The following is a 23,973-nucleotide window of genomic DNA, read 5'->3' on the forward strand; positions in this document are numbered from 1 at the left end:
CCGCCGAGCCCTGCTGTCCGGGGACGGGTACCCGTCAGGCGGCGGCGATGCCCGCCGAGGGCACAGTGTCGTCGTCGGGGCGAGGGGGTACCCGGTCGTGCGCTCGACGGTGCCGGATCCCTCCCCGCCCCGGAGGAGGGCCGACCGACCGTCCCGTACGCAGGAGGGACGACACGATGAGCGTGAGCCACCACACCCCGTCGCAGGCCGAGGGCGAGCGCGAGGACGCCGACATCCCTCGGGCCGACCATCCGACTCCCGAGTACACGACGCCCTCCCAGGCCGAGGGCGAGCGTGACGACGCCACCGAAACGACCATGGACACCGACCGCCTCCGTGGACGTGACCCACACGAGTGAGCCGGGCGGCCGCGGGCACTCGGAGCCGCGGCGGGGCCGTCCGGACCCCGTCGGTTCCTGGAGGTGAAGGACATGGGTCACGGTGGGGACGTCATCGACGAGCTGATGACCGATCACCGCGAGGTCGAGGAGCTCTTCGGCCGCATCGAGGCACTTCCGCCCGGAGACAAGGACCGCAGGCTGTACGCCGACCAGGCCACGATCGAGCTGGTCCGGCACTCGGTCGCCGAGGAGGCCTACCTGTACCCGGCCGTGCGGGAGCACCTGGCGAACGGCGACGCCCTGGCCGACAAGGAGACCAACGACCACTCCCGGGCCGAGCAGATGATGAAGGACTTGGAGGCGTGCGACGCCGATGATCCCGAGTTCGACCGGCTCATCGGGATGCTGACGACCGAGATCCGCTCGCACATCGCCGACGAGGAGCAGAACCTCTTCCCCGAGCTGCGTGCGGCGTGCCCGGGGAACACGCTGGACGACCTGGGCGACAAGGTGCGGCAGGCGAAGGAGCTGGCGCCGACCCGCCCGCACCCGTCCGCGCCGGACAAGCCGCCGGCCAACAAGCTGCTGGCCCCGGGAGTCGGCCTGATCGACCGCGTGCGCGACGCGCTGACGGGGCGCGGCAAGAAGGACTGACCCCGCTCAGGCGATGAGCGCCCGGCCCGGGTCGAGGCGCTCGTGGAGTGCGGGGCGGTGCAGGGCGGCCACCGGGGCGACGAGGTCGGGGTGGCGCAGGAGGACCGCTGCCTGGCGGTCCCGCGTGTCGGGCGACACCAGGCGGCGGAACTCGACCGGCGCACCTCTCGCGTGGCCGCCGTCGGCGAGCGCGGCGACCGCCAACCGGGCCAGCTCGGCGTCGCTGAGCAGGCAGGCCGCCCAGCTGGCCACGACCTCGTCCACCCAGGTGCGCCAGGCGAAGTCGTCCGCCTCGTCGTGGGCGGCCGTGTCCGCGCCGGTGATCCAGTCCAGGCCGGTCGAGCCGCCGGGTCCGGCCATCCCGACCAACGCGGCGTCCGTCGGCGTCGGGTAGCGCAGCCACGCCGCGACCGTGACGGCCTGGCGGGCCTGCACCTCGCCGAGGGCAGCGGCCAGAGCGCCGCCGCACGCCGGGTAGGAACGCGTGAGCCATTGGGTGGTCGCCGCGATGAGCGAGGAGAGATCTGCGAGCACTGCCGGGCCGTCCGAGGTACTGGCGAGCAAGGGAATCCATCAAAGGTAGCCCGCGGCCCCGGGCCGCGACATGCCCGCGGCCTCGTGAGCGGCGTGGCCTCGCCACACACCGCGACACCGCGCACAACGGCCCAGCGGCACAACGGCACAGCGGCACAGCGGCACAGCGGCACAGCGGCACAGCGGCACAGCAACAACGCGACCACCGGCTCGACGACCGGCTCAGCCCGCCCGGCCGCCCGACGCGCCGACCGGCGTCCGCTCGGGCCCGGCAAGGTGGTAGACGTGGAACGCCCGGCCGATGACCGGCTGCGCGACGTTGCGCACCTTCACGCCACCGCTGGTCATGCCGTGTTCCGTGCCCAGGTGTGCGTGCCCGTGGACCGCGAGGTCGGCGCCCGCCGTGTCGATCGCCTCGGCCAGCAGATAGCTGCCGAGGAACGGGTAGATCTCGGGTGCTTCGCCGGCCAGCGTGTCCGGGACCGGGGAGAAGTGGGTGAGGGCGATGCGTACGTCGCAGTCCTGCTCCCGCAGTTCCAGGAGCGAGTCCCGCAGGGTGTCGGCGCGCCAACGCGAGTACCTGACGAACTCCTTCATGATCGGCTCGCCGAACTCACCGGCGCAGCGGCCCACGAACCCGCCGCCGAACCCCTTCGTACCGGCCACGCCGATGCGCGCGCCGCCGTTGCCCACCACGGTCGCCTGCCCTTCCAGGACGCGCGCACCCGCGTCCCGCAGCACGGCGGCGACCTCCTCGGCGCAGTCGGCGTGGTGATCATGGTTACCCAGGACCGCGACCACCGGGACCGCCAGGCCCTCGATCTCGCGGGCGACCACCCGCGCCTCCTCCGGCGTGCCGTGGCGGGTGAGGTCCCCGGCGAGCAGCAGGACGTCGGCGCTGTCGGGCAGGGTCTCGAACGAGGGACGCAGCCGGCCCTTGCTCTCGGGCCCCATGTGGATGTCCCCGACGGCCGCTATCCGGATCATTCGACCTCCTCGGCGTGGTCGGGCGCGGAGGCGTCAGCGACCACGATGTCGCAGTGGACGGGGGTTCCCGGCAGCTCGTCGCGGGCCATGTGCAGGACGTCGTCCCGACACTGCGCGGACGGCACGGTGCCGGTCAGCAGAACCGCCTCGCCGCGGATCTCGATCCGCACGCCCAGCTCGCCGAGGTCGCCGGCGGCGAGATGGTCGGCGAGATGGGCCACGCGGTAGTCCAGGCTCTGCGCTCCGCCGGCGCCGGGAGCGGGCCGGGCGGCGTATCCGCTCATCGGGGCTCCTTCTGTGGGGCGATGACGTTCAGGCGTTCCAGGAGGAAGAAGAACGCGGCGGGCATCGGTCTGTCCCCGCAGGAACGTCGTACGTCGTCCCAGTCGACCTTCTCCCGCAGGGCGCGGGCCGCGGCGAGCACCGGCCCGAAGTCGCAGTGGTGCTCCGAGAAGGGCTCGATCAGCGCCCGCATGAGATCCGTCGCCGCCAGGACGGGCATGTGCACCGAGTCGACCGGGAGGTCCTGGGCCCGGGCCAGCATGTCGGAGGTGACCGGGCGGTGCCCGAGCTCGAAGAGGAGGTCGACCTCCTGGCCGAAGCACGTGGTCTTCAGCAGCCAGTCCTCCGGCGGGGTGCGGACCGTGAGGCCGGCTTCGGTCAGCGTGGCCGCCACCGCTTCGGCGTCCGCGCGGCGTACGCAGAAGTCGGCGTCGTGCCGGAGGTGACCGCTGCCGCCGTGGGCGTAGACGGCCACGCTCCCGGCCAGGGCGAACGTGTGCCCGCTGCCTTTGAGGAGCGCGCCGACCTTTTTCGCCGCCTCGAGAATCGCCTGGCTGCGATCATGGGGCGGTTCGTGGTTGTTGTGCGCGTGCGGTTCCCGCGACACCGGCTGGACAGGGCTCTCCCTGACCGGGCGCAGCCGGGGAGCCCCGGCTCGCTGAGGGGGCGTCGCGCTCTCCCGGTTCCGCGTCATGACGACTCCGTTCGCCGTCCGGCCGTCCGGCGCGGACCCCTGCCGGGGCCCGAGGCGGGCTGGAAAGGCTCCGGGTACCCCACCACCGCGGCTTCGATACGGCGACGAGTCGTATCGCTGTGTTCTTCCGTGCGGGACAGTGCCGGAGCCGTGCCGGGGCGGTGCCGGCCCGTCCGATCACGCCGCCGAGTAGCCCAGCTGGCGTCTCATGTACGGGGTCATGAGGGTCTTCGCCTTGGCCAGGGTCGTGGTGCGGCCGCCAAGGACCGCCGTTTCGCCGCCCGGCACGGGCAGCATCGTCACGCCGTCGGCCGGGCCGAACGGCACGATGAGCGGGGTGCGGTGGATCGGCCGGTAGAAGCGGGGTTCCTTGCGGTGCTTGCCGGCGCTGTTCAGATAGGCGCGGATGTTGTGGGCCGCCAGGTCGGCCTGGGCGAGCGCGGCCGGGGTGATCTTGACCTCGGTGGCGTCGTTCACGTCGCCGACCGCGAACACCTCCAGCCACCCCTGGACGCGCAGCGCCCGGTCGACCTTCACGTGTCCCGCCTCGTTCAGCCAGTCCCCGTGCCCGGCCAGCCGCAGCCAGAGCGTGTTGGGCGTGGTGCCGGTCGCCCAGAAGGAGCGGTCGGCGGCGATGACGTTTCCGCGGGCGTCGCGGTAGGTGCCGAAGTCGTTGCCGGGGGACATGAAGGCGTCCAGCCGCACGTCCACGTCATGGGACTCCAGCCAGGTGCGCGCCTTGCGTCCGGCCCGGGCGCTGCCCGTGGCGTGCAGCAGCTCCGGTCCGGAGTGGGCGAGGGTGACCCGGGCGTCGGGGCGGGCGAGGCGGATCTCGGCGCTGAGCTCGACTCCGGAGGGGCCGCCGCCGACGACCAGGATGTGCTCCGCCGAGGCGATGTGCTCCTGGTGCGTGGCGAAGGACTTCACCGCCTCCTCGGTGGTGGTGCCGGAGAAGCGGGCCGGTTCGGGATAGTCGGCGCCGGTGGCGATCACCAGCACGTCGTACGGCAGCCGCTCCCCCGTCGCGAGCATCACGTGCCGCTGCGCGGTGTCGATGCGGACGGCCTTGCCCACGGCCACGCGGCCGTTGCGCAGCAGCCGGTCGTACGGGATGAAGGGGCTGTGCGACCAGTCCGGGCGCACGCCGGCGCGCAGGGAGGCGATGCGGTGGAAGAAGACCTCCTTGCGGTCCACCAGCGTGACCCGCGCCGTCGCGTCCAGTCGCTTCGCCAGACGGACGCCCGCATAGCCGCCGCCGATCACCACTACGTCGCCGTCACTCACGCCGATTCTCCTGTGCTGGTGGGGGGAGAAGGAGCGAGTGGCGCGGCGGGTGGGCCACCGACGGCCGCTCCCCTGTCGGCGAGCCTATCATTTGAAACTTAAAGAATTGATGGTGTTCGGTGCGCGTTCTGTGAAAGGCGCGCCCTGTGAGGCACCTGCGCCCGAACGACGACGTCCAGGCCGGCCCGTGCGGGCCGGCCTGGACGTCCTGTTCGGAAAGGATCAGACGAGGTCGAACCGGTCCAGGTTCATGACCTTGACCCAGGCCTCGACGAAGTCGGTCACGAACTTCTCCTTCGCGTCGTCGCTCGCGTAGACCTCCGCGAGCGCGCGCAGCTCGGAGTTCGAGCCGAAGACGAGGTCGGCACGGGTGCCGGTCCACTTGACCTCGCCCGAGGCGTCACGGCCCTCGAAGGTCGTCTGGTCCTCGGACGTCGACTTCCACGTCGTGCCCAGGTCGAGCAGGTTGACGAAGAAGTCGTTGGTCAGCTTGCCCGGCGTCTCGGTGAACACTCCGTGCGTCGAGCCGCCCTGGTTGGCGCCGAGGACGCGCAGGCCGCCGACGAGGACGGTCAGCTCGGGGGCGCTCAGGGTGAGCAGGTTGGCGCGGTCGAGCAGGAGGTACTCGGCCGGCAGCCGGTTGCCCTTGCCGAGGTAGTTGCGGAAGCCGTCCGCGGTCGGCTCCAGCGCGGCGAAGGACTCGACGTCGGTGTGCTCCTCGGTCGCGTCCACCCGGCCCGGCGCGAAGGGGACCTCCACGTCGACGCCGGCGTCCTTGGCGGCCTTCTCGACCGCGGCGGAACCGCCGAGGACGATCAGGTCGGCCAGGGAGACCTTCTTGGCACCGGAGTTGAACTCGGCCTGGACGCCCTCGAGGACGCGCAGGACCTGGGCGAGCTCGTCCGGGTCGTTGACCGCCCAGCCGCGCTGCGGCTCCAGGCGGATGCGGGCGCCGTTGGCACCGCCGCGCTTGTCGCTGCCGCGGAACGTCGAGGCCGACGCCCACGCGGTGGAGACCAGCTGCGAGACCGTCAGGCCCGACTCCAGGAGCTTGGCCTTGAGGGCCGCGACGTCCGCGGCGTCGAGGGCCTCGCCCTCCGCCTGCGGCAGCGGGTCCTGCCACAGCAGCGTCTCCTGCGGGACCTCCGGGCCGAGGTACAGCGACTTCGGGCCCATGTCACGGTGGGTCAGCTTGTACCAGGCGCGGGCGAAGGCGTCCGCGAACTGGTCCGGGTTCTCGTGGAAGCGCTTCGAGATCTCACCGTAGATCGGGTCGAAGCGCAGCGAGAGGTCGGTGGTGAGCATGGTCGGACGGCGCTTCTTCGACGCGTCGTGCGCGTCCGGGATGATCTCCTCGGAGTCCTTGGCCACCCACTGCTTGGCGCCGGCCGGGGACTCCGTCAGCTCCCACTCGTAGCCGAAGAGGATGTCGAAGAAGTCGTTGCTCCACTGGGTGGGCTTGGTGGTCCAGGTGACCTCGAGACCGGAGGTGATGGCGTCGCCGCCCTTGCCGGTGCCGTAGGTGGACTTCCAGCCCAGGCCCTGCTCCTCCATGGAGGCGGCCTCGGGGTCGTTGCCCACGTGGTCGGCCGGGCCGGCGCCGTGGGTCTTGCCGAAGGTGTGACCACCGGCGATCAGCGCGACGGTCTCCTCGTCGTTCATCGCCATGCGGCGGAACGTCTCACGGATGTCGCGGGCCGCGGCCAGCGGGTCCGGGTTGCCGTTGGGGCCTTCGGGGTTGACGTAGATGAGGCCCATCTGGACGGCGCCGAGCGGGTTCTCCAGCTCACGGTCGCCGGTGTAGCGCTGGTCGTCGAGCCAGGTGGTCTCGGGACCCCAGTACACGTCCTCGTCGGCCTCCCAGACGTCGGCGCGGCCGCCGCCGAAGCCGAAGGTCTCGAAGCCCATCGACTCCAGCGCGACGTTGCCCGTGAGGATCATGAGGTCGGCCCAGGAGATGGACTGGCCGTACTTCTTCTTCACCGGCCACAGCAGACGGCGGGCCTTGTCCAGGTTGCCGTTGTCCGGCCAGCTGTTCAGCGGCGCGAAGCGCTGCTGGCCACGGCCGCCACCGCCGCGGCCGTCACTGATGCGGTAGGTGCCGGCGCTGTGCCAGGCCATACGGACCATCAGCGGGCCGTAGTTGCCGAAGTCGGCGGGCCACCAGTCCTGCGAGGTGGTCAGCACCTCGGCGATGTCCCGTTTCACGGCCGCCAGGTCGAGGGCCTGGAACGCCTTGGCGTAGTCGAAGTCCTCGCCCAGCGGGTTCGCGACGACCGGGTCCTTGGCGAGGATCTTCAGGTTGAGCCGCTCCGGCCACCACTGACGGTTGCCACCGCCCTGCGTCGGGTGGGGGGCACGATCGTGCGCGACGGGGCAGCCACCGGTGCCCTCCGTCTTCGCGTCAGTGACGATCGCATCGGGGTTCTCAGCCATGGGAAACCTTCCGAACTAGGTGGATCACAGTGCTCGGGGTGCACTGCCGGCAGTGGAACAGTCGGGGCACAGGCCCCAGTAGATGACCTCGGCCTCGTCGATCGCGAAGCCGTGGTCGTCGGACGCGGTCAGGCAGGGCGCCTCGCCGACCTCGCAGTCGACGTCGGCGACCACACCGCACGACCGGCACACGACGTGGTGGTGGTTGTCGCCGATACGCCCCTCGAACCGGGCCGGGCTCCCGGCCGGTTCGATACGGCGGATGAGCCCTGCCGCCGTGAGTGCGTGGAGGCCCTCGTACACGGCCTGCAGGGAGACATGGCCTACGCGATCACGCACCCCGGAGGCGATGGCCTCGACACCGAGGTGGTCACCGGCCCGGACAGCCTCCAGCAGCGCGACACGCGCGGCGGTCACCCGCAGGCCGGCACCGCGCAGCTCATCGGCGGGGGTCGGGGTCTGGGATGCGGTCATGGCAGACAACCTACCTCGCCAAACACGAATGATTCAAGAAAACGAATGATGAAAGTTTGGCGCACTCCACCTGGCCGGGCGCCATGGCAGTGGTGCACATGGCACCACCCGAAGTCCCCCAAAGCGCGAAAAAACGTCTCCTACGGCATCGGTGCACGGCATTCCGTCAAGGTCTTGAGCTGGTCGAAGCCCACTCGCACTCGATGGAGGTACATCGCATGCTCGGCAGACATACCGCGGCCGGTCGCCGCGCCGCCCTGACCGCTCTCGGCGCCCTCGTCCTCACCGGGGTCCCCTCGGCCGGCGCGGCCGAGCCGCCGCCCGCGTCCAGCGCCGCCCAGACGCTCGGTGCCGACCGGCCACCGGCGGCGGTGCTGCGTGCCCTGGAGCGTGACCTGAAACTGAAGCCCGGTCAGGCGGCCGAGCGGCTGGTCAACGAGGCGGAGGCGGGCGTCCGCGCGGGGCGCCTGCGCAACGCCCTGGGCGACCACTTCGCGGGGGCCTGGCTCAGGGGAGCGACCTCCGCCGAGCTCACCGTCGCGACCACGCACGCCGCCGACGTGTCCGCCATCAAGGCCCAGGGCGCGAAGGCCGCGGTCGTCAAGCGGCCGTTGACCGAACTCCGGGCCGTCAAGAAGAAGCTGGACACGGCCGCCGCCCGCGTGAAGACGCACGACACGCCGGTCTGGTACGTCGACGTACCGAAGAACCGTGTCGTCGTCCAGGCGACCAAGCGCTCGGCGGCGACCGCCTTCATCAAGGCCGCCGGCGTCGCGGGCAAGGGTGTCGGCGTCCGCGTGTCGGCCGAGCGACCACGGCTGCTGGCGGACCTCGTCGGGGGCGACGCCTACTACATCGAGGGCTCCGCCCGCTGTTCCATCGGGTTCTCCGTCACCAAGGACCAGCAGCAGGGCTTCGCCTCGGCGGGCCACTGCGGAAGCCAGGGCGACTCGACCGCCGGCTCCAACATGGCCGAACAGGGCACGTTCCAGGCCTCCACGTTCCCCGGCAAGGACATGTCCTGGGTCGCCGCCAACAGCGACTGGACCGCCACGGCCGATGTGAAGGGCGAGGACGGCCAGCGCACGCAGGTCACCGGCTCGGTCCAGGCGCTCGTCGGGGCGTCGATCTGCCGCTCCGGCTCCACCACCGGATGGCACTGCGGCACCATCGAGCAGCACGACACGAGTGTCAGCTACTCCCAGGGCACCGTGAACGGCGTGACGGAGACGACCGTGTGCGCCGAACCGGGCGACTCCGGCGGCCCGTACGTCTCGGGCACCCAGGCGCAGGGCGTGACCTCGGGTGGCTCGGGTGACTGCACGGACGGCGGGACCACCTTCTACCAGCCGATCAACCCGATCCTCAGCGACTTCGGGCTCGTCCTGAAGACCGCCTCCGCCCAGGCCGGCACTCCCGCTCCGGAGGACAACGACGCGACGGAGACATGGACCGCGGGCCGCGTCTACGAGGTCGGCACGACGGTGACCCACGCGGGCGTGCGCTACCAGTGCGTGCAGACCCACCAGGCGCAGGGCGCGTGGTCGCCGAGCGCCACTCCTGCCCTGTGGCAGCGGTTGTAGGAGTCGTACGTCGGAGGGGACTCTTCCGGTGCGGGGCCCCACCCCGCACCGGCCGCTCCGCGGGAACTTCGGGGACTTCGGGGACTTGGGGGACTACTCCTCCGCGAGAAGCGCGTACGCGGTGGCGATGAAGGAGTCGCGGGCGCGGAAGCGGCGAGTGCACAGGGCGACCAGGGCCGTGCCCGTGTCGGGCCGGAAGCCCAGGAAGGCCTGCTGGCCGAGGGTCGCCCCGCTGTGGAAGTACATCGGCCCCCCGTTCGTGGGGTGCCGGAACCACGCCATCGTGTGCACGTGCCGGTGCCCCGGGCCGCGTCGGAGCACGGGCGTGCGCACCGCCCGCAGGGCGTCGGCCCACGGGGAGCCGGCCGGGTCGAGGTGCGCTTCGAGGAACGTGAGCAGGTCGTGCGGGGTGGCGCGGACGGCACCCGCCGCCTGGAAGCCGCCCGCGTCGAAGGCCAAGGTGGGCGTACGGCCGTCCTTGCCGTGCCCGACGGCGTCGGTCTTCGGGTCCTCCGCCCGCAGCGCGGTACCGCTCAGGCCGAGCGGCCGCAGCACATGAGCGCCGAGCAGTTCCTCCCACGCGGTGCCGGTCGCCGCCGCGACGGCGTGGCCGAGCACGGCGACGCCGAAGTTGGAGTAGTGCCACCGGGTGCCGGGCCGGTGCCGGGGGCGGTGACGCAGGAAGGCGTCGGCGACCCGCTCGGCCGGATAGCGGCCGTAGGGGTTGGTACGCCAGGCGGGCAGGGCCCGCCGGTAGAAGCCGGCCGGCAGGGCGGGCAGTCCGGCGGTGTGCGTGACGAGGTGGGCGAGCGTCACCGGGTCCGCCTCGGTCCGCCGGCCCGGGTCCAGGCAGGCGGCGGCCGGCTCGCCCCCGGTCAGCAGCCCGCGTTGGATCAGCTGGGCCAGCAACAAGCCGGTGAACGCTTTCGAGGCCGAACCGATCTCGTAGCGCAGGTCCTGCCGAGCGACCGGTGGGGGTGGGGCGGTGCCACCGCAGTGCAGGATGCGGCGGCCGGCACGGGAGACGGCGAAGACGGTGTCGGGCGCGTCGATGGCGCCGACGGCGCGCTCCAGCCGCTCCCGCCAGGTGTCGTCGGTGCCGAGCAGGCCCACCGCACGGGAGGGGGCCCTGTCGTCCTCGGCGCCCGGCCAGGGCGTGGCCGGGCCGGTCATGAGGCGGCGTGCGTCAGCTCGGTGAGGGCGCGGGAGGTGGCCAGCACCGAGGCGAAAGCGGCGACCAGCGTCGGGTGGTAGACGATGTCGAACACGTCCTCCGGTTCGCCCTCGGGCATCGTCCGTACGGCGGGCATGGCGCCGTCGGGCTGCTGTGCGGCGGCGAACCCCTCCCAGGCCCGCTCGTCCAGGGTGGGACGGGGCAGGCAGGCGTCGACGACCAGGAGTTCGCCGAGCAGGTCCCAGCGCTCGAGGTCCAGCCAGTCGTCGATCCAGACCGGCAGCCACATGGCGAGGTAGTCGGCGATGTCCGGCGGCAGGCCGTCGGGGTGCTCTCCCCAGTCGGTGAGGTGGAACACCGTGTGGGTGACGTCGTAGGCGATGTGCCCGCTGACCGTCCAGGGCTCGGGGGTTCGGGCCAGCCAGGTCGAGCCGACGATGTCCGCCTCGGGGGTGCGGGGCGTGAGGCCGAAGCGGCGCTGGAACGCGGAGAGTCCGAGGCGCCGGGTCGGATCCAGTTCGAGCGCCGCCCAGCTGTCGAGCCGGTGGTAGAGGACGGTGGCGCGCTCCACCTCGGGCTCGCTGTACCCGAGTTCCTTGTACGGCAGGTACACCTCGAAGGGGATGGGCGAGAGCGGCTCGATGCGCTGGCCGCGCACCAGCATGCGGCCGCCGTCCAGTGTGTGCCGCCAGGTGTGGTCGAGGAGCTTGCGCGCGAGCTCGGCCTGCCGTGATCCGGCCACGCCCTCGCGGAACAGCACCCGGCAGATCAGGGCCAGTTCGCCGACCGGTTTGAAGCGCTCCAGGAAGCCCACTTCCGGATCGACGTCGGGCTCCAGACGGAAGCCGTCGCGATGGGCCCACAGCCACTCCAGGGCGCGCACGCCGACGGTGTGCATCAGTCGGGTGTCGGTCATCCGGGCACTCCTTGTCCCCTGTACCGGTTCTGCGTGCCGCCCACGTACGGGGCGCGGTCCTCGAAACCGCCCACACCGCCCTCGTGGTGGCCTTCGTGGCCTTCGCCGGTGAGGTACTTGACGGTCTGTGCCGCCGCGAAGGCGGCCATCAGGGTGGAGTGGTAGCACTGGAGGAAGTCCGGCTCCGGGTCCGCTCCGGCGTCGTCCCGGGAGTCCGGGGCCTGCTGCGGGAGCGCGCCGGAGTCGTGCTGTGCCCGCGCGATCCTGGTCCAGGCGTGCTGAAGGGTCGCGTGGTCGGGCGGGTACGGGAGGCTCGCGGCCACGACCAGCAGCTCGCAGCCGAGGTCCCACATCCCGGCGTCCAGGCAGGTGTCGAGCCAGGGCGGCAACCAGTGGGCCAGGTAGGCGGCCAGGTCGTCGGGGACGCCCGCGGGGGTGCGACCCCAGTCGGTGAGGTGGAAGACGACGTGGGTGAGCGCGTATCCCGAGGAGCGCTCGAAGGTCCATGGTTCCGGCAGTCCGCCCAGCCAGGTGCGCCGCAGCACCTCCGCGTCCGGCTCCGGGCGTCGGATGCCGCTGCGCCGCTCGGCTTTCAGCACGCCGAGCCTGCGAGTGGGGTCCTGCTCGGTGAGCCGCCAGCTCCGGGTGCGGGCCGTGAGGGCGGCGGCGGCCTCGTATCCGCGGTGCCGCAGCCCGGCCGAGGCGAAGACGGAGTAGATCTCCAGGGGATACGTCGCGAACGGCTCCGTCTGCTGGAGCCGGAGGAACAGCTCGCCCCGGCCGGTCTGCTGCCAGGCGAACCGCAGCAGATCCGCCGCGCAGGTGTGCAGCGGATCCGACGGCGGGGTGTGCGCGCGTACGCTCTCGCACGTCTGAGCCAGTTCGCCGAGCGGTTTCCAGGTGGCGTCCACGTGGCCGTCCGCGGTGAGCGCGTCCTCGCCCAGCGCGAAGTCGCCCCGGTGCGCGGACAGCCAGGCGAACGCGGCGGCACCCACCTCACGGATCTCGCTGACGCCCAGGGGGGTCATACGAGCGCTCCGGCCGCCCGCATGACCCGTGCCGCCTGGACCTGAAGGGCCACCCGGGGGTCGCTGCCGCCCATCAGTTCCACGAAGTCCAGCCCCGCCTCGAGGCCGAGTGTGTCCGGGACCCCGTCGAGCAGGGTCAGCCAGCGTCCCGCGCCGGCCGCCTGCTGCCAGTCCCTGCGGCGCACGGCCCGCACGAAGCCCCGGGCCACGTCGACCGGGCGGCGCCGGGCGGCGCGGGCCACCGCGCAGTCCTCACCGGGCACCGCGAGCGGGGCCAGGACCGCGAGTTGGTGCGTCAGCACCTGCCACGTCGCCTCGTCGAGCCAGCGGGCGTCCGCTTCCGCGCGCCGCTCCCCGGCGGGTACGCCGGGCAGGGACGGGGCGAGCCGTCCCAAGGTCCGACTCATCGCCCAGTGGCTCCACTTGACGGTGGGTGCCGCGTCGGCGCGCGGCGGGAAGGCCTCCACCGTCCTGCGGAACACCGCAAGTACCTCCGGGGCGGGCGGAGTCGGAAAGAGTACGTGCGGCAGCAGCAGGTCTGCTCCCAACACGCGTACAGCCGCGAGGGCGAAGTTGCCCTCGAGGTCGTCCGTCGCTCCCGTGCCGGCCATGCGCACGTGGTCTCCGCCCCGGAGGGCGGAGACCACGTCGGACGCAAGGTCCTGCACCGCGCCCTGCAAGAGGGCCGAAGTGCCTGACTGCTCCATTCAGCCGCTCCCGTCAGTCCACTCAGCCCTTCTTGGGGCGAGGGGTCGGCGGGGAGAGCAGCAGCTTGGTGTCTGCGGAGAGCAGTGCCAGAGCGGCGCACTCGCGGCTGTCACGGAAGACACCGTCGGGCTCGGCGGGGTCAAGTGCCGCCTCTAGGTCGCTCCGGACGCCCGTGATGTCCTTGATCGCCTTGTCCATGGAAGGCATATCACCATCTCCTCTGGGGTCAGCCATAGCCTCCACAACCAAGGTCACCACATGGCCACAGAGCGCGCATCTTTTCCCAGAAGACCCGATACCTCACATTCCTTGTGTGCTGTGCCAACTGGGCCTTGTCTTCGTTCGGATCGCAGCGGATCGACGTCCGTCCCGTCCTCATGGGGTCACCGGATGTCAGCTCTTGTCCGAAAGGCGCCAGATCTGGTTCTTCTTGGTGCCGAGGGCGCTCGCCGGCTGTGCGGGAAGGCGGCCGGTCAGTGGCTGTCGCGGTGGGCGTGTGCTTCGGCGAGGAGGAGGTAGCTGCTGGCGGTCCAGGTGTAGGCGCGGTCGCGCAGGCCCGTCCCGGTGAGGGCGTCGAAGTTCTCGGCGAAGCCGTGGGTCTCGCACAGGGCGCGGAAGCGGGCGCTGATGTCGTCCGCGAGCCGCTGGTGGCCGGCGCGACGCAGGCCGTCCTCGACGAGGACGGTGGCGGGCGCCCAGATCGGGCCGCGCCAGTAGCCGTCGGCGAGGTAGTGCGGCGACGTGGTCAGTTCGGTGGCGAGGCCGTACGGCGTCAGATGGGCCTTGATGCGGTCGGCCAGGGCGCTGCTGATCTCGCCGGGCAGGTGCTCGCCCAGCACGATGGGCATCAGGTCGAGGAGGCCGGCGCTGCTCCAGGTGTCCCCGGTGGCGACCCCCTGTGCGACGAACCTGTCTCCCGTCCAGAGCTGGTCGAGCAGCGCCGTCCGGGTCTCGTCGGCTGTGCGCGTCCATCGGTCCACCTCGTCGGGTCTGCCCAACTCGGATGCGAGGGTGGCGAGTTCGAGGAGTTGCAGGACGAGGAAGGCGGCCAGGTCGGCGGTGACGACCACGCGTTCGGGGTCGAAGGTGGTGGCGTTGTCCCAGCCACTGTCGTTGCCGTGCTGGTAGTGGGGCAGTCCGGCGCCGGGGGCGCGCCGTGCGGTGAGCCAGAAGTCGGTCCAGCGTTCCAGCCGGTGGTACACCTCGGCCAGTTCGGCCTGGCGGGGAGGCGTCGGCAGCCGACGGCGCAGGTGGCCGAAGGCCCAGCCGTGGATGGGTGGCTTGACGAAGTTGTGGAGGACCTCGGAATGGGTGACCGAGTCGGGCAGGGCGCCACTGTCGTCCTGGTGGTCGAAGGGCAGGGCGAACTGGTCCAGGGCCAGTCCGGGCCGGCCCGGCGCCAGGGCAAGGGCGTTGAAGCAGTGGTCCCAGCTCCATACCTTGTCCATCCAGTGCTTGGACATCAGCACGGCCGGCCGGGTGACCAGGCCCGTCGGGCGTACGGTGGCCGACCAGACGACGTAGGCGGCGAGTTCGGCCGCCGGGGTGGCGGACGAGCGCCAGGGGGCCACGGCGTCGACGAAGTCCGCGAACAGGCCCTGCGCGGACTCCACGATGTCGTCGAAGGGCGCCGAGAACGCGTACGGCGGGCGGGAGGTGTCGAGTTCGTCGATCGCGATCTCCCAGACGCCGTCCGCCTGCGCGGTCACGGCGACGCCCCGCTCGGCGCCGCCCAGCGCCTGGGCTCCCGCCGTGTCGGTGAGGGCACCGGACAGCACGGTGACGCGGTATCGGCGTCCGGTCTCGTACGACGTGAACACGTGCCCCTGCGCGGCCGGGTCGTGGAAGAAGTAGGTGCCGCTGAACGGGGTCAGGGTGTGCGCGGCCGCGAAGACTCCGATGCCCAGGCCGCTCCCCCGCAGACGTACGGTGTCCGGCGACTCGTAGGCGAGGTCGACCCGCCCGGCCGGGCCGACCCAGCTGAGCAGGCCCGGAGTCGCCTCGACGTGGGTCTCGGCGCGGCTGCCCGTCAGCGGGTTGAGGGGGACCAGGCGCAGGACGGCGTGCATGCCGTTCTGGTGCGAGACGAGGTGGAGGTCCTCGGCATACGTCTTCTCCGCCACCACGGGCGAGATGTCGAACCAGGATCCGTACGTGCTGAAAGGGATGTCTTGGACGGAGAAGGCCGGGCCGGATCGGGCGGCGGTCATGACGGGGGACTCGTTTCTCGAGCAGGGGGCACCGGCCGGCTTGGGTGCGGCCGGATCGATCGTGACGGGAGGGGGCTCAGTCCTTGGAGAACTCAGTCCTTGACGGCACCGGCGGTCACGCCGGCGGCGACGTAGCGCTGAGCGAGGACGAGGATGACCGCGGCCGGCAGTGAGGCGACGACGGCGGTGGCCATGATGGCGTTCCACTCCTGGTTGTTGTTGCCGATGTAGTGGTAGATGCCGAGCGTGATCGGCTCGTGGGCGCCGCCGTTGACGAGGGTGCCGGCGAAGACGAAGTCGGACCAGGACCACAGGAAGGCGAACAGTGACACCGTGACGACGGCGTTGCGGCTCATCGGCAGCACGATCGACCAGAAGGTGCGCAGCGGCCCGGCGCCGTCGGTCTTCGCGGCCTGGAGCAGTTCGCCGGGGATGCCGGACATGAACGCGGTGAAGATGAGCACGGCGAAGGGGACGGCGAGGGTGGAGTCGGCGACGATCAGGCCGGGGACGGACTGGAGCAGGCCGAGCTGGAGGTAGATGGCGTAGAAGCCCATCGCCATGATGATGCCGGGGATCATCTGGGCGGCCAGCAGGACGAAGTTCAGGATGCCGCCGCCGCGCGGGCGCAGCTTGGCCAGGGCGTAGCCGGCGGGCGCGGACAGGGCGACGGTCAGGACGACGGTGCCCAGGCCGATGACGAGGCTGGTGCCGAGGTAGGGCAACTGCTCGTTCAGGACGGCACGGTAGCCGGCCAGGGTGCCGTGGATCGGCAGCAGATCCGGCGGGCTCTTGCGCATGTCGCGGTCGCGGGTGAAGGACACGTTGAGCATCCAGTAGACCGGGAAGAGCATGACCGCCGTCAGGGCGAGGCCCACGGCCGTCTTCCACCAGGTGGTCCGTCGCCGGGGCGGTCGTGACGGGGTGGTGAGGGGTGTGGTCGCGGTGGTCATGAGGCATCCTGCTTTCGCTGCACTCTGACGTAGACCAGGCCGAAGACCAGGGCGGCGACGACCAGCAGGTTCCCGACGGCCGCTCCGGGGCCGAACGCGGGGAGCAGGTTGCCGAAGCCGAGCTGGTAGGACCAGGTGGCGAAGGTGGTGGACGATTCCGCCGGACCGCCCTTGGTCATGATCCAGATGATGTCGAAGACCTTGAGCGTGTACACCAGACCCAGCAGCAGCGTGATCGCGGACACCGGGCGCAACAGCGGGAAGGTGACGCGCCAGAACCGCTGCCAGGCGTTCGCCCCGTCGAGGGCGGCCGCCTCGTACAGGCTCGCCGGGATGGACTGCAGTCCGCTGTAGAGCACCACCAGGTTGAACGGGACGCCGATCCAGATGTTGGCGATGACCACCGAGGTCAGTGACCAGGACGGTGAGGTCAGCCAGTTCACCGGGCCGATGCCCACGGCGTGCAGGGCGGCGTTGACGACACCGGAGTCGCTGTTGAGCATCCACGACCAGGTGGAGGCCGACACGATCAGCGGCAGCAGCCAGGGCACCAGGAACAGGGCGCGCAGGGTGGCGGAGAGCCGGAAGTTCTGGTTGAAGAAGACCGCGAGCGCCAGGCCGATGGCGTACTGGAAGACCAGGCACACGGCGGTGAAGACCGCGGTGTGGAGCAGGGCCGGGGCGAAGGTCGGGTCGTCGAAGACGGTCCGGTAGTTCTGCAGGCCGGTGAAGGGCGCGTCGCCCTGGACGAAGGAGCGGACCGTGTAGTTGCGCAGGCTCAGGTCGATGTTGCGGTACAGCGGATAGGCGTAGAAGAGGACGAGGTAGAGGGTCACCGGCGTGAGGAAGCCCCAGGCGGCCCACTGCGTGGAGGTGGGCCGGCGCCGTTTCCCGGTGCGGGCCGGGGGCGGGGCGGCGGTGGCCGCCCCCTTCCGGGCGGGCACGGGCCGGCGGTCCGGCAACTGTGTCGTGTGGTTCATCTGAGGTCCGGGAAATCCTGGCTACTTGGCGGCGGACTGGGCCGCGGACAGCGCGTCCTCGGGCGACTTGGACCCGCTGAGGGCGGACTGGACGGCCTTCCACAACTGCTCGGAGATCTTGGGGTACTTGGTGCCCAGGTCGTCACTGGTGCGTCCCTTGGCCGCCTTGACCGCGTCGACCCACGGCTTCAGCTCGGCGTTCGCCGCCACCTGCTTGTCCTGGACCTCGCTGGTGGGGGCCACGTAGGACAGGGTGGTGTCGGTGTCGTACAGGTTCTGGCCGCTGGTCAGGCAGGTCGTCAGCTTCTGGGAGGTGGCGTAGCGGCCGGTGTCGTCCTGGACCGGGATGGTGACGAACTCGCCGCCGGTCGGGGCCGCGGCGCTGCCTCCCGTCGCGGCGGGAATGGGAAGCACCCCGTAGTCGAAGCCGGTCTTCTCGGCGTTCGCGAGCTGCCAGGTGCCGTTCTCGCTGAACGCGTAGTCGCCACTGGCGAACTCCTGCCAGCTGGTCGTCTGGGTGTTGTTGAGCACCGAGTTCGGGGCGTAGCCCTGCTTCAGCCAGTCCTTCCACAGCGACAGCGCGGACACGGCCTGGGCGGAATCGAGTTCGGTCAGCTGCGCGCCCGCGCCCCAGAACCACGGCAGGAACTGGAAACTGCCCTCCTCCGTGCCGATCGCCGAGAACGTGATGCCCTTCTTGCCCGCCTTCTTGACCTTCTCCAGCGCCGCCGTCAGCGACTTCCAGTCCTTGACCGAGGCGATGTCCACCCCGGCCTCCTTCAGGACCTTCTTGTTGTAGTAGAGGGCGAGGGTGTTGGCGCCGATCGGGGTGCCGTATGCCTTGCCGCCCGACTGGCCGGCCGCGAGCAGGTTGGGGTCCACCTTCGAGGTGTCCAGCTTGTTCTCGTCGGTGGTGGTGAGCACGCCCGCCTCGGCCAGGGTCGAGACGACCGGGTTGTCGACGATGAGGACGTCCGGGGAGTTGCCCTGCTGGGCCGCCAGCAGGGTCTTGTTGGCCAGGTCGCTGGTGTCGAAGCCGGTCCGCTTGATCTTCACACCGGCCTCGGTACCGCACTTGTCCAGCAGCTTCACCCACGCCGAGCCCTTGGCGAACTGCGGGTAGGGGTCCCAGACGGTGTACGTGCCGCTGTCGGCGCCCTCGGCGTCGGCACTGCCCGAACCGGAGGAGCAGGCGGTGATGCCGCCGGCGACGGCGACGACGGTCAGGGCTGCGGCGGTCAGACGGCGCTGTCTGGAGGAGCGGTTCATTGAGGGTTCCTTTGTTTTTGGCATGCGGGTGCCGAGGGCACGGGGTGGTGAGGAGGTCCGGGCACGGCGAACGGCGCTGTGGAGCGGTTCGAGCGTCCGGTGACGTGAGGAGGACTACGTGGGTGAGTTACGTGGGCGCGGGGTCAGGGCGTCGTACCGGCCCCGGCGTCCGCGGTGGGCGTGATTCCCGCCGGCCCGGTGCTGGCGCGCAGGGAGATCGGGGGCGTGAGGAGATGGTGCCGGGGCGGCGCGTCGGGATGGTCGAGCCGCTCCATCAGCAGTTCGACGGCGCGCCGCCCCATCTCTTCCGCCGGTACGTCCGCCGCGGTGAGCTGCGGGGTCACCGTCTCCGCCCAGCGGCCGGCCACGACACCGGTGACGGAGAAGTCGCGCGGCACGTGGCGGCCCGCTTGGGCGAGCCCTCGGTAGAGGCCGCCCAGTGCGGCCTCGTTCAGCGTGACCAGAGCCGTGGTGGCCGGGTCGTCGTGCAGAATCCGCTCCAGGCACGCCTGACCGGACGCGGCGTCGTCCCCGCAGGAGTACGTCCGCACGGTCAGCCCGCGTTCGGCGGCGGCCTTGGTGAACCCGTCCAGTCCCCGGTGTGCGGACTCGTAGCCGGCCCGCAGCAGCTGTTCGGGACGGTTGACGAAGGCGACCCTGCGGTGGCCGAGGTCCGCGAGGTGGTGGACACACGCCGCCGCCAGCGCGGTGTGGTCCAGGCCGACCCACCAGCCGCCCTCCGGACGGGCGGTGCGGCCGATGGCGACGGCGGGGAAGCCCAGAGCGGCCAGGTGATCGACCCGGTCGTCCTCCAGTCTGATCTCCATCAGGATCGCGCCGTCCACCCGCCGCTCCCCCAGCAGCCGCTGGAACGAGCGGTCGCTGTCGACGCCGCTCGGTGACAGCAGCACGTCGTAGTCGTGGGCCGCGGCGGCCTCCACCACACTGCCGATGAAGTCCAGCTGCATCCCGGTGTAGTGGTTGCCGGCCGGCGGGAAGACAAGGCCGATCGTGCTGGTCCGGCCGTTGGCCAAGGCACGCGCACTGGCGCTGGGCCGGTAGCCCAGCTCGTCGACGACCTGCTGGATCTTCCGCCGCGTGTCGTCCGAGACCGGGCGCTTGCCGCTCAACGCGTAGGACACGGTGCTCCGCGAGACACCGGCCCGCCGGGCGATCTCACCGATGTTCACGGCGACTCCTTGCTCGAACCGGTTCGGCGCCTCGGACGGAGGGGAGCACGCACCGGTCATGAGGTGTGGGATGTGAGGAGGAGCGAGGCCGGCCGTCGAACCGGTTCGCGTCAAGTGACGGTAGGAACCGCTCGAAGACCTGTCAACACCCCTGACCATTCTTCCACGACCCCCCAGGCCACCGGGAGAACGTTGCGCCGGAGGGATTGCTGGCGGGGTTGCCCGGTGCTAGCTTCCCCGAACCGGTTCGATGAAGTGATCCTTCCGACGACCGTGGATCCACCCCGGGAGCAGGGCCGCCATCCGGGCCACCCTGAAGAGGTCGCATGCCCTTGTGGCGCATGCGATCGAACCGATTCGACATGTGGACACGTTGGATTCCCCGCTCTGGAGACGGCACGTGGACGAGGTGCCGATCGAGATGGGCCGACCGGAAAACCCTTACTCGAGGATTGAGGACGCAATCCATGCCATCCGCTGACAGATCCGCCCGGCGCCGGGCTCCGGCCGCCGCGGCGCTGGCCCTCGGCGCGGGCCTGCTGGCCGCACCCGTCGGTCCCGCGCAGGCGGCCGAGGCGCCCCAGCCCATCGCCCGCTACACCTTCGACCAGGACGATCTCGCCACCGGGAAGATCAGCGACAGCTCCGGCAACGGCCTGACGGCGAGCCTGGTGAACGGCTCCACCGCCCAGTCCATCGCCGGCCCGGACGGAGGCAAGGCCCTCGCGCTGCCCGGCGGGCCACCCGACTCCAACGGCGCATACGTCCGCCTGCCCCGGGAAGTGCTCGGCGACGCAAGCGACTTGACGGTCTCCGCCCGTGTGAAGTGGAGCGGCGACAAGTCGCCGTGGCAGCGGATCTTCGATCTGGGCACCAACACCACCAAGTACCTCTTCAGCACCCCGTACAACAGCAACGGGCTGTTCCAGACCTCCGTGACCACCGGCGGAGGCGGAGCGGAGGCACAGGTCCGCGGCTACGCGATGCTTCCCGCGAACGCGTGGCGGACGGTCACCGTCACCCTCGACACCACCGCAGGCCGGCTCACCACCTACCTCGACGGCGTGGCGGTCTCCTCCGCCGAGACCGGCATCAAGGCCAGGGAGCTGCTGGACAGCTCGGCCACGGCCGCCGGTTACATCGGCAAGTCCCTCTGGCCGGACCCGCTGCTCAAGGGCGCGATCGACGACTTCACCGTGTGGCACGCGGCGCTCAGCGCCGAGCAGGTGGCCGGTACGGTCGGGACCGTGCCCACCGTCCAGGACCTCTCGAAGACGTCCTTCGACGTCCGCACGACGACCGGGACAGCGCCCTCCCTCCCCGCCGCCGTCCGCTCCGCCTACTCCGACGGCTACGACCGCGACACACCGGTCGCCTGGGACCCCGTACCGTCCGAGAAGTACGCGAAGCCCGGCACGTTCATGGTGTCGGGAACGGCGGCCGGGCGTGCGGTGAAGGCGACCGTCACCGTGGTCCGCGAGGGGCAGCTGACCGTCGACCTCGGCTCGGACACCGGCGCGTTCCACGGCGGCGCCTCGGGCACCCTCTACGGCGTGTACGGACCGGACGTCCCCACCAACAACCTCATGGAGGGCATGGGCCTGCGCACGGTCTCCACGAAGGCGCAGGACGGTCCGCAGCACCCCGGTGCCGACGCGCTGGAGGTGGTCAAGCCGCTGGCCGACTCCACCGACGGTGACGTGTACATCTACATGACCGACATCCACCGCGGCTTCCCCTACCAGTGGCCGGGGGACAGCCCCGAGGAGAAGATCAAGCTCTACAACGAGAAGATCACCAAGCAGGTCGACCAGGTCCTGAAGCTGCCGAAGGAGTACCAGGACAACATCGTCTTCGTGCCGTTCAACGAGCCCGAGGGCAACATGTTCGGCACCGGCGAGTGGAGCTACAACAAGGTCAGCTGGCTCAATGACCCGGACGACTTCTTCGCCGCCTGGGACGACGCCTACAAGCTCATCAGGACCAAGATGCCGGACGCCCGCATCGCCGGCCCCAACACCAGCATCCTGTACGACCAGGTGAAGGGCTTCCTCACCCACGCCCTGGCCGCCGGCACCCTCCCGGACGTCATCACCTGGCACGAGCTGAGCCACCCGGAGGCGGTGCGCGACAGCGTCGCCAAGTACCGGACCTGGGAGAAGGAGCTGTTCAAGGGCACCGACCGCGAGGGCACCCAACTCCCGGTCAACATCAACGAGTACGCCTTCAACTACCACACCTCTGTCCCGGGCCAGATGATCCAGTGGGTGTCCGCGATCGAGGAGTCCAAAGTCGACGCCGACATCGCGTACTGGAACATCGACGGCAATCTCTCCGACTCCGCGGTGCAGTCGGGCCGCGGCAACGGCCAGTGGTGGCTGCTGAACTCGTACGCCTCGATGAGCGGACACACGGTGCAGGTGGCCCCGCCGTTCCCCGGCGAGAACTACACCATGCAGGGCGTCGCCACACTCGACGAGAAGAAGAAGCAGGCCCGGCTGATCTTCGGCGGCTCCACCGGCAAGGGCCACATCACCTTCGCCGGCGTCCCCAAGAAGGTCTTCGGCGACCGGGTGCACGCATGGGTGCGGGAGATCGAGTGGAGCGGGCAGGTGGGCGACAACTCCGGCCCGAAGCTGCTCACCGAGCAGAACCTGAAGGTCGGTGACGACGGCACGGTGGTCGTCGACTTCGGTGACGGCGCGCTGCCGACGCTGAAGGAGTCCTCGGCCTACGAGATCGTCCTCAGCCCGGCCGGCAAGGCGAAGGCCACGCAGTCCCCGCCCACGCGCTGGCAGGGATCGTACGAGGCGGAGGACGCGGCCCACACCGGTTCCGGCTACTCCAGGAACGGCCCGGAGGGCTCACCCCGCGACGTGTCGAAGTTCTACACCTCCGGCGGCTACAACGTGGGCGGCCTGCGCACCGGCTCGGACGTCACGCTCGACTTCACCGTGGACGTGCCCGAGGACGGCACCTACGACCTGAGCGTCTTCGCCAACTCCCTCAACACCTTCGACGAGGTGAAGGAGCAGGGCCCCACCAACGTGTTTCTGCGCGTGGACGGCAAGGCGGACAGCGAGCAGGAGCTGTACCTGCCGCTCGGCTACAAGTGGGTGGTCTGGGACCACACCGACACCGAGGTCCACCTCACCAAGGGCAAGCACACCCTGACGCTCGCCGCGAAGAGCCTCGACGGCAAGCGCGCCACGAAGGGTGACGCCATCGTCGACCGCCTCACCCTGTCTTTGCCGGAGGCTTCGGCCGCCACCCAGGTGTACGAGGGGGAACTGGCCTGGCTGAGCGGCGGAGCGCAGCCCGTCTACGACCTGCCGAAGCAGCCGGCCACCGGCTCGGGAGCGGCCCGGCTCCCGAAGAAGGGGACCGCCACGTTCTGGGTCTACTCACCCGCCGACCGCGAGGCCACCCTCAAGGTCGACACCCTCGGCGGCTCGGGCGCCGGGCTCTCCGTCAACGGCCACCACGTCCTGCGCCTGGACAAGGACGGAAACAGCGTGGCGGTTTCCCTCTCCGGCGGCATCAACAAGGTGACCGTGGCCGCGGGTTCGGCCACCACCCTCGTCGACCGCCTGACGGTCACGCCCACCAAGGGCGCGCTCCCAGCGCGTACGTACGAGGCGCAGGACGCCGAGCTCGCCGGCTCAGCCGCACTCGCCCCGCTCTCGCTGGCCACCGACGGCACGGCGATCAGCGGCATCGGTGGGGACCCCGGCAACGGCAACACGGCGACGTTCACCGTCGCCGCGAACCGTACGGGCCTGTACGCGCTGCGCATCCGCTATTCCAATCCCGAGCAGTCCCCCGCCACCCACTACAACCCGGACCCGCTGGCCCGCCACGCCGACATCTCCGTCAACGGCGGCGAGATACGGCGCGTCGGCTTCCCCCACACCTTCCATCAGAACAACTTCTGGGAACTGACCGTCCCGGTCCACCTCGAGAAGGGACAGAACACGATCACCTTCCGCTCCGAGGAACTGCCCAACTTCGACGGCACCACCTACGCCTCGGACACCTTCCCCGGCGTGCTGCTCCGCTCCCGCTACGCGCCGCTGATCGACCGGATCACCGTCGCGCCCTACGCGCGGCAGGCGCGATGAGGTGAACACCACCGGCGGCAAGGTGATGCGCACGGAGGCCGGCAGCGGGGCACAGCGTTCCACGCCCCGCCCGGCAGCGGCGCACCCACCCCGCCGCCGGTGCCGCAAGCAGACGCCCGGGTCCGTCACGGTTGGCGGATCCGGGCGTTTTGCCA

The 23,973-nt window shown here is 70.9% G+C and carries 21 protein-coding genes; 4 read left to right on the forward strand and 17 right to left on the reverse strand.

What is annotated here, in order from left to right; translation table 11 throughout:
- Window positions 1–176 precede the first annotated feature (176 nt).
- Window positions 177–359, forward strand: a complete 183-nt coding sequence (locus tag ACTMVF_RS14845) for a hypothetical protein (protein WP_441271479.1) — start codon at window positions 177–179, stop codon at window positions 357–359.
- Between the two features lie 72 nt (window positions 360–431).
- The gene (locus ACTMVF_RS14850; RefSeq protein WP_441271480.1) at window positions 432–995 is read left to right on the forward strand and encodes a hemerythrin domain-containing protein; all 564 of its coding nucleotides are present in this window, start codon (window positions 432–434) and stop codon (window positions 993–995) included.
- 6 nt (window positions 996–1,001) lie between these two features.
- Here the strand turns inward: ACTMVF_RS14850 and ACTMVF_RS14855 are convergent, their stop codons facing one another.
- The 7 genes from ACTMVF_RS14855 to ACTMVF_RS14885 form a co-directional block, all read right to left on the reverse strand.
- Window positions 1,002–1,529 carry a hypothetical protein gene (locus tag ACTMVF_RS14855; RefSeq protein WP_441271763.1) on the reverse strand — a complete coding sequence of 176 codons (528 nt, stop codon included), beginning with the start codon at window positions 1,527–1,529 and terminating at the stop codon, window positions 1,002–1,004.
- A gap of 222 nt (window positions 1,530–1,751) precedes the next feature.
- Window positions 1,752–2,516 carry a metallophosphoesterase family protein gene (locus tag ACTMVF_RS14860; RefSeq protein ID WP_441271481.1) on the reverse strand — a complete coding sequence of 255 codons (765 nt, stop codon included), beginning with the start codon at window positions 2,514–2,516 and terminating at the stop codon, window positions 1,752–1,754.
- Complete coding sequence (locus tag ACTMVF_RS14865) at window positions 2,513–2,800, reverse strand: BON domain-containing protein (RefSeq protein ID WP_441271482.1); 288 nt, start codon at window positions 2,798–2,800, stop codon at window positions 2,513–2,515. Before ACTMVF_RS14865 ends, ACTMVF_RS14860 begins: the two co-directional genes overlap by 4 nt.
- Window positions 2,797–3,492, reverse strand: a complete 696-nt coding sequence (locus ACTMVF_RS14870; protein ID WP_441271483.1) for a hypothetical protein — start codon at window positions 3,490–3,492, stop codon at window positions 2,797–2,799. Before ACTMVF_RS14870 ends, ACTMVF_RS14865 begins: the two co-directional genes overlap by 4 nt.
- Window positions 3,493–3,669: 177 nt before the next feature.
- Window positions 3,670–4,776, reverse strand: coding sequence for an NAD(P)/FAD-dependent oxidoreductase (locus ACTMVF_RS14875; protein ID WP_441271484.1), 1,107 nt, complete (start codon window positions 4,774–4,776; stop codon window positions 3,670–3,672).
- A 222-nt stretch (window positions 4,777–4,998) separates the two neighbouring features.
- Window positions 4,999–7,212 (reverse strand): catalase/peroxidase HPI, encoded by a 2,214-nt coding sequence (gene katG / locus ACTMVF_RS14880; protein ID WP_441271485.1) that lies wholly within the window; start codon window positions 7,210–7,212, stop codon window positions 4,999–5,001.
- 24 nt (window positions 7,213–7,236) lie between these two features.
- Window positions 7,237–7,686, reverse strand: coding sequence for a Fur family transcriptional regulator (locus ACTMVF_RS14885; protein WP_441271486.1), 450 nt, complete (start codon window positions 7,684–7,686; stop codon window positions 7,237–7,239).
- Window positions 7,687–7,904: 218 nt separating this feature from the next.
- Between ACTMVF_RS14885 and ACTMVF_RS14890 the strand changes: the two genes are divergently transcribed.
- Window positions 7,905–9,269, forward strand: coding sequence for an alpha-lytic protease prodomain-containing protein (locus ACTMVF_RS14890; protein ID WP_441271487.1), 1,365 nt, complete (start codon window positions 7,905–7,907; stop codon window positions 9,267–9,269).
- 93 nt (window positions 9,270–9,362) lie between these two features.
- Here the strand turns inward: ACTMVF_RS14890 and ACTMVF_RS14895 are convergent, their stop codons facing one another.
- The 10 genes from ACTMVF_RS14895 to ACTMVF_RS14940 all read right to left on the reverse strand — a co-directional run bounded on the left by ACTMVF_RS14895 (window position 9,363) and on the right by ACTMVF_RS14940 (window position 19,697).
- Complete coding sequence (locus ACTMVF_RS14895; protein ID WP_441271488.1) at window positions 9,363–10,442, reverse strand: serine hydrolase domain-containing protein; 1,080 nt, start codon at window positions 10,440–10,442, stop codon at window positions 9,363–9,365.
- Window positions 10,439–11,359, reverse strand: coding sequence for a DUF6895 family protein (locus ACTMVF_RS14900; RefSeq protein ID WP_441271489.1), 921 nt, complete (start codon window positions 11,357–11,359; stop codon window positions 10,439–10,441). Before ACTMVF_RS14900 ends, ACTMVF_RS14895 begins: the two co-directional genes overlap by 4 nt.
- Entirely contained in the window at window positions 11,356–12,387 is a 1,032-nt protein-coding gene (locus tag ACTMVF_RS14905; protein ID WP_441271490.1) for a DUF6895 family protein, read from the reverse strand. The genes ACTMVF_RS14900 and ACTMVF_RS14905 overlap by 4 nt, the downstream gene beginning before the upstream one ends.
- A complete protein-coding gene (locus tag ACTMVF_RS14910) occupies window positions 12,384–13,094 on the reverse strand; it encodes a hypothetical protein (RefSeq protein WP_441271491.1) in 711 nt (236 codons plus the stop codon). Before ACTMVF_RS14910 ends, ACTMVF_RS14905 begins: the two co-directional genes overlap by 4 nt.
- Before the next feature lie 22 nt (window positions 13,095–13,116).
- On the reverse strand, window positions 13,117–13,302 hold the full coding sequence (locus ACTMVF_RS14915) for a hypothetical protein (RefSeq protein ID WP_403330932.1): 186 nt from the start codon (window positions 13,300–13,302) through the stop codon (window positions 13,117–13,119).
- Window positions 13,303–13,568: 266 nt separating this feature from the next.
- Window positions 13,569–15,305: an amylo-alpha-1,6-glucosidase gene (locus ACTMVF_RS14920; RefSeq protein WP_441271492.1), complete on the reverse strand. Its 1,737-nt coding sequence runs from the start codon at window positions 15,303–15,305 to the stop codon at window positions 13,569–13,571.
- Window positions 15,306–15,397: 92 nt separating this feature from the next.
- A complete protein-coding gene (locus ACTMVF_RS14925) occupies window positions 15,398–16,258 on the reverse strand; it encodes a carbohydrate ABC transporter permease (RefSeq protein ID WP_441271493.1) in 861 nt (286 codons plus the stop codon).
- Window positions 16,255–17,238: a carbohydrate ABC transporter permease gene (locus tag ACTMVF_RS14930; RefSeq protein WP_441271494.1), complete on the reverse strand. Its 984-nt coding sequence runs from the start codon at window positions 17,236–17,238 to the stop codon at window positions 16,255–16,257. Before ACTMVF_RS14930 ends, ACTMVF_RS14925 begins: the two co-directional genes overlap by 4 nt.
- A gap of 21 nt (window positions 17,239–17,259) precedes the next feature.
- A complete protein-coding gene (locus tag ACTMVF_RS14935) occupies window positions 17,260–18,507 on the reverse strand; it encodes a sugar ABC transporter substrate-binding protein (RefSeq protein ID WP_441271495.1) in 1,248 nt (415 codons plus the stop codon).
- Window positions 18,508–18,650: 143 nt separating this feature from the next.
- A complete protein-coding gene (locus ACTMVF_RS14940) occupies window positions 18,651–19,697 on the reverse strand; it encodes a LacI family DNA-binding transcriptional regulator (protein ID WP_441271496.1) in 1,047 nt (348 codons plus the stop codon).
- Window positions 19,698–20,164: 467 nt separating this feature from the next.
- On the opposite strand from ACTMVF_RS14940, the gene ACTMVF_RS14945 reads away from it, so the two are divergent.
- The gene (locus ACTMVF_RS14945; protein ID WP_441271497.1) at window positions 20,165–23,818 is read left to right on the forward strand and encodes a LamG-like jellyroll fold domain-containing protein; all 3,654 of its coding nucleotides are present in this window, start codon (window positions 20,165–20,167) and stop codon (window positions 23,816–23,818) included.
- The last annotated feature ends 155 nt before the right edge of the window (window positions 23,819–23,973 follow it).

Source organism: Streptomyces sp. SD31, from assembly GCF_052068475.1.
In the GTDB taxonomy this organism is placed as follows: domain Bacteria; phylum Actinomycetota; class Actinomycetes; order Streptomycetales; family Streptomycetaceae; genus Streptomyces.

Coding starts and splice junctions, on each gene's coding strand:
- ACTMVF_RS14845 (WP_441271479.1), top strand. CDS start 177: ATGAGCGTGAGCCACCACACCCCGTCGCAGGCCGAGGGCGAGCGCGAG.
- ACTMVF_RS14850 (WP_441271480.1), top strand. CDS start 432: ATGGGTCACGGTGGGGACGTCATCGACGAGCTGATGACCGATCACCGC.
- ACTMVF_RS14860 (WP_441271481.1), bottom strand. CDS start 2,516: ATGATCCGGATAGCGGCCGTCGGGGACATCCACATGGGGCCCGAGAGC.
- ACTMVF_RS14865 (WP_441271482.1), bottom strand. CDS start 2,800: ATGAGCGGATACGCCGCCCGGCCCGCTCCCGGCGCCGGCGGAGCGCAG.
- ACTMVF_RS14870 (WP_441271483.1), bottom strand. CDS start 3,492: ATGACGCGGAACCGGGAGAGCGCGACGCCCCCTCAGCGAGCCGGGGCT.
- katG (WP_441271485.1), bottom strand. CDS start 7,212: ATGGCTGAGAACCCCGATGCGATCGTCACTGACGCGAAGACGGAGGGC.
- ACTMVF_RS14885 (WP_441271486.1), bottom strand. CDS start 7,686: ATGACCGCATCCCAGACCCCGACCCCCGCCGATGAGCTGCGCGGTGCC.
- ACTMVF_RS14890 (WP_441271487.1), top strand. CDS start 7,905: ATGCTCGGCAGACATACCGCGGCCGGTCGCCGCGCCGCCCTGACCGCT.
- ACTMVF_RS14895 (WP_441271488.1), bottom strand. CDS start 10,442: ATGACCGGCCCGGCCACGCCCTGGCCGGGCGCCGAGGACGACAGGGCC.
- ACTMVF_RS14900 (WP_441271489.1), bottom strand. CDS start 11,359: ATGACCGACACCCGACTGATGCACACCGTCGGCGTGCGCGCCCTGGAG.
- ACTMVF_RS14905 (WP_441271490.1), bottom strand. CDS start 12,387: ATGACCCCCCTGGGCGTCAGCGAGATCCGTGAGGTGGGTGCCGCCGCG.
- ACTMVF_RS14910 (WP_441271491.1), bottom strand. CDS start 13,094: ATGGAGCAGTCAGGCACTTCGGCCCTCTTGCAGGGCGCGGTGCAGGAC.
- ACTMVF_RS14915 (WP_403330932.1), bottom strand. CDS start 13,302: ATGCCTTCCATGGACAAGGCGATCAAGGACATCACGGGCGTCCGGAGC.
- ACTMVF_RS14920 (WP_441271492.1), bottom strand. CDS start 15,305: ATGACCGCCGCCCGATCCGGCCCGGCCTTCTCCGTCCAAGACATCCCT.
- ACTMVF_RS14925 (WP_441271493.1), bottom strand. CDS start 16,258: ATGACCACCGCGACCACACCCCTCACCACCCCGTCACGACCGCCCCGG.
- ACTMVF_RS14930 (WP_441271494.1), bottom strand. CDS start 17,238: ATGAACCACACGACACAGTTGCCGGACCGCCGGCCCGTGCCCGCCCGG.
- ACTMVF_RS14935 (WP_441271495.1), bottom strand. CDS start 18,507: ATGAACCGCTCCTCCAGACAGCGCCGTCTGACCGCCGCAGCCCTGACC.
- ACTMVF_RS14945 (WP_441271497.1), top strand. CDS start 20,165: ATGCCATCCGCTGACAGATCCGCCCGGCGCCGGGCTCCGGCCGCCGCG.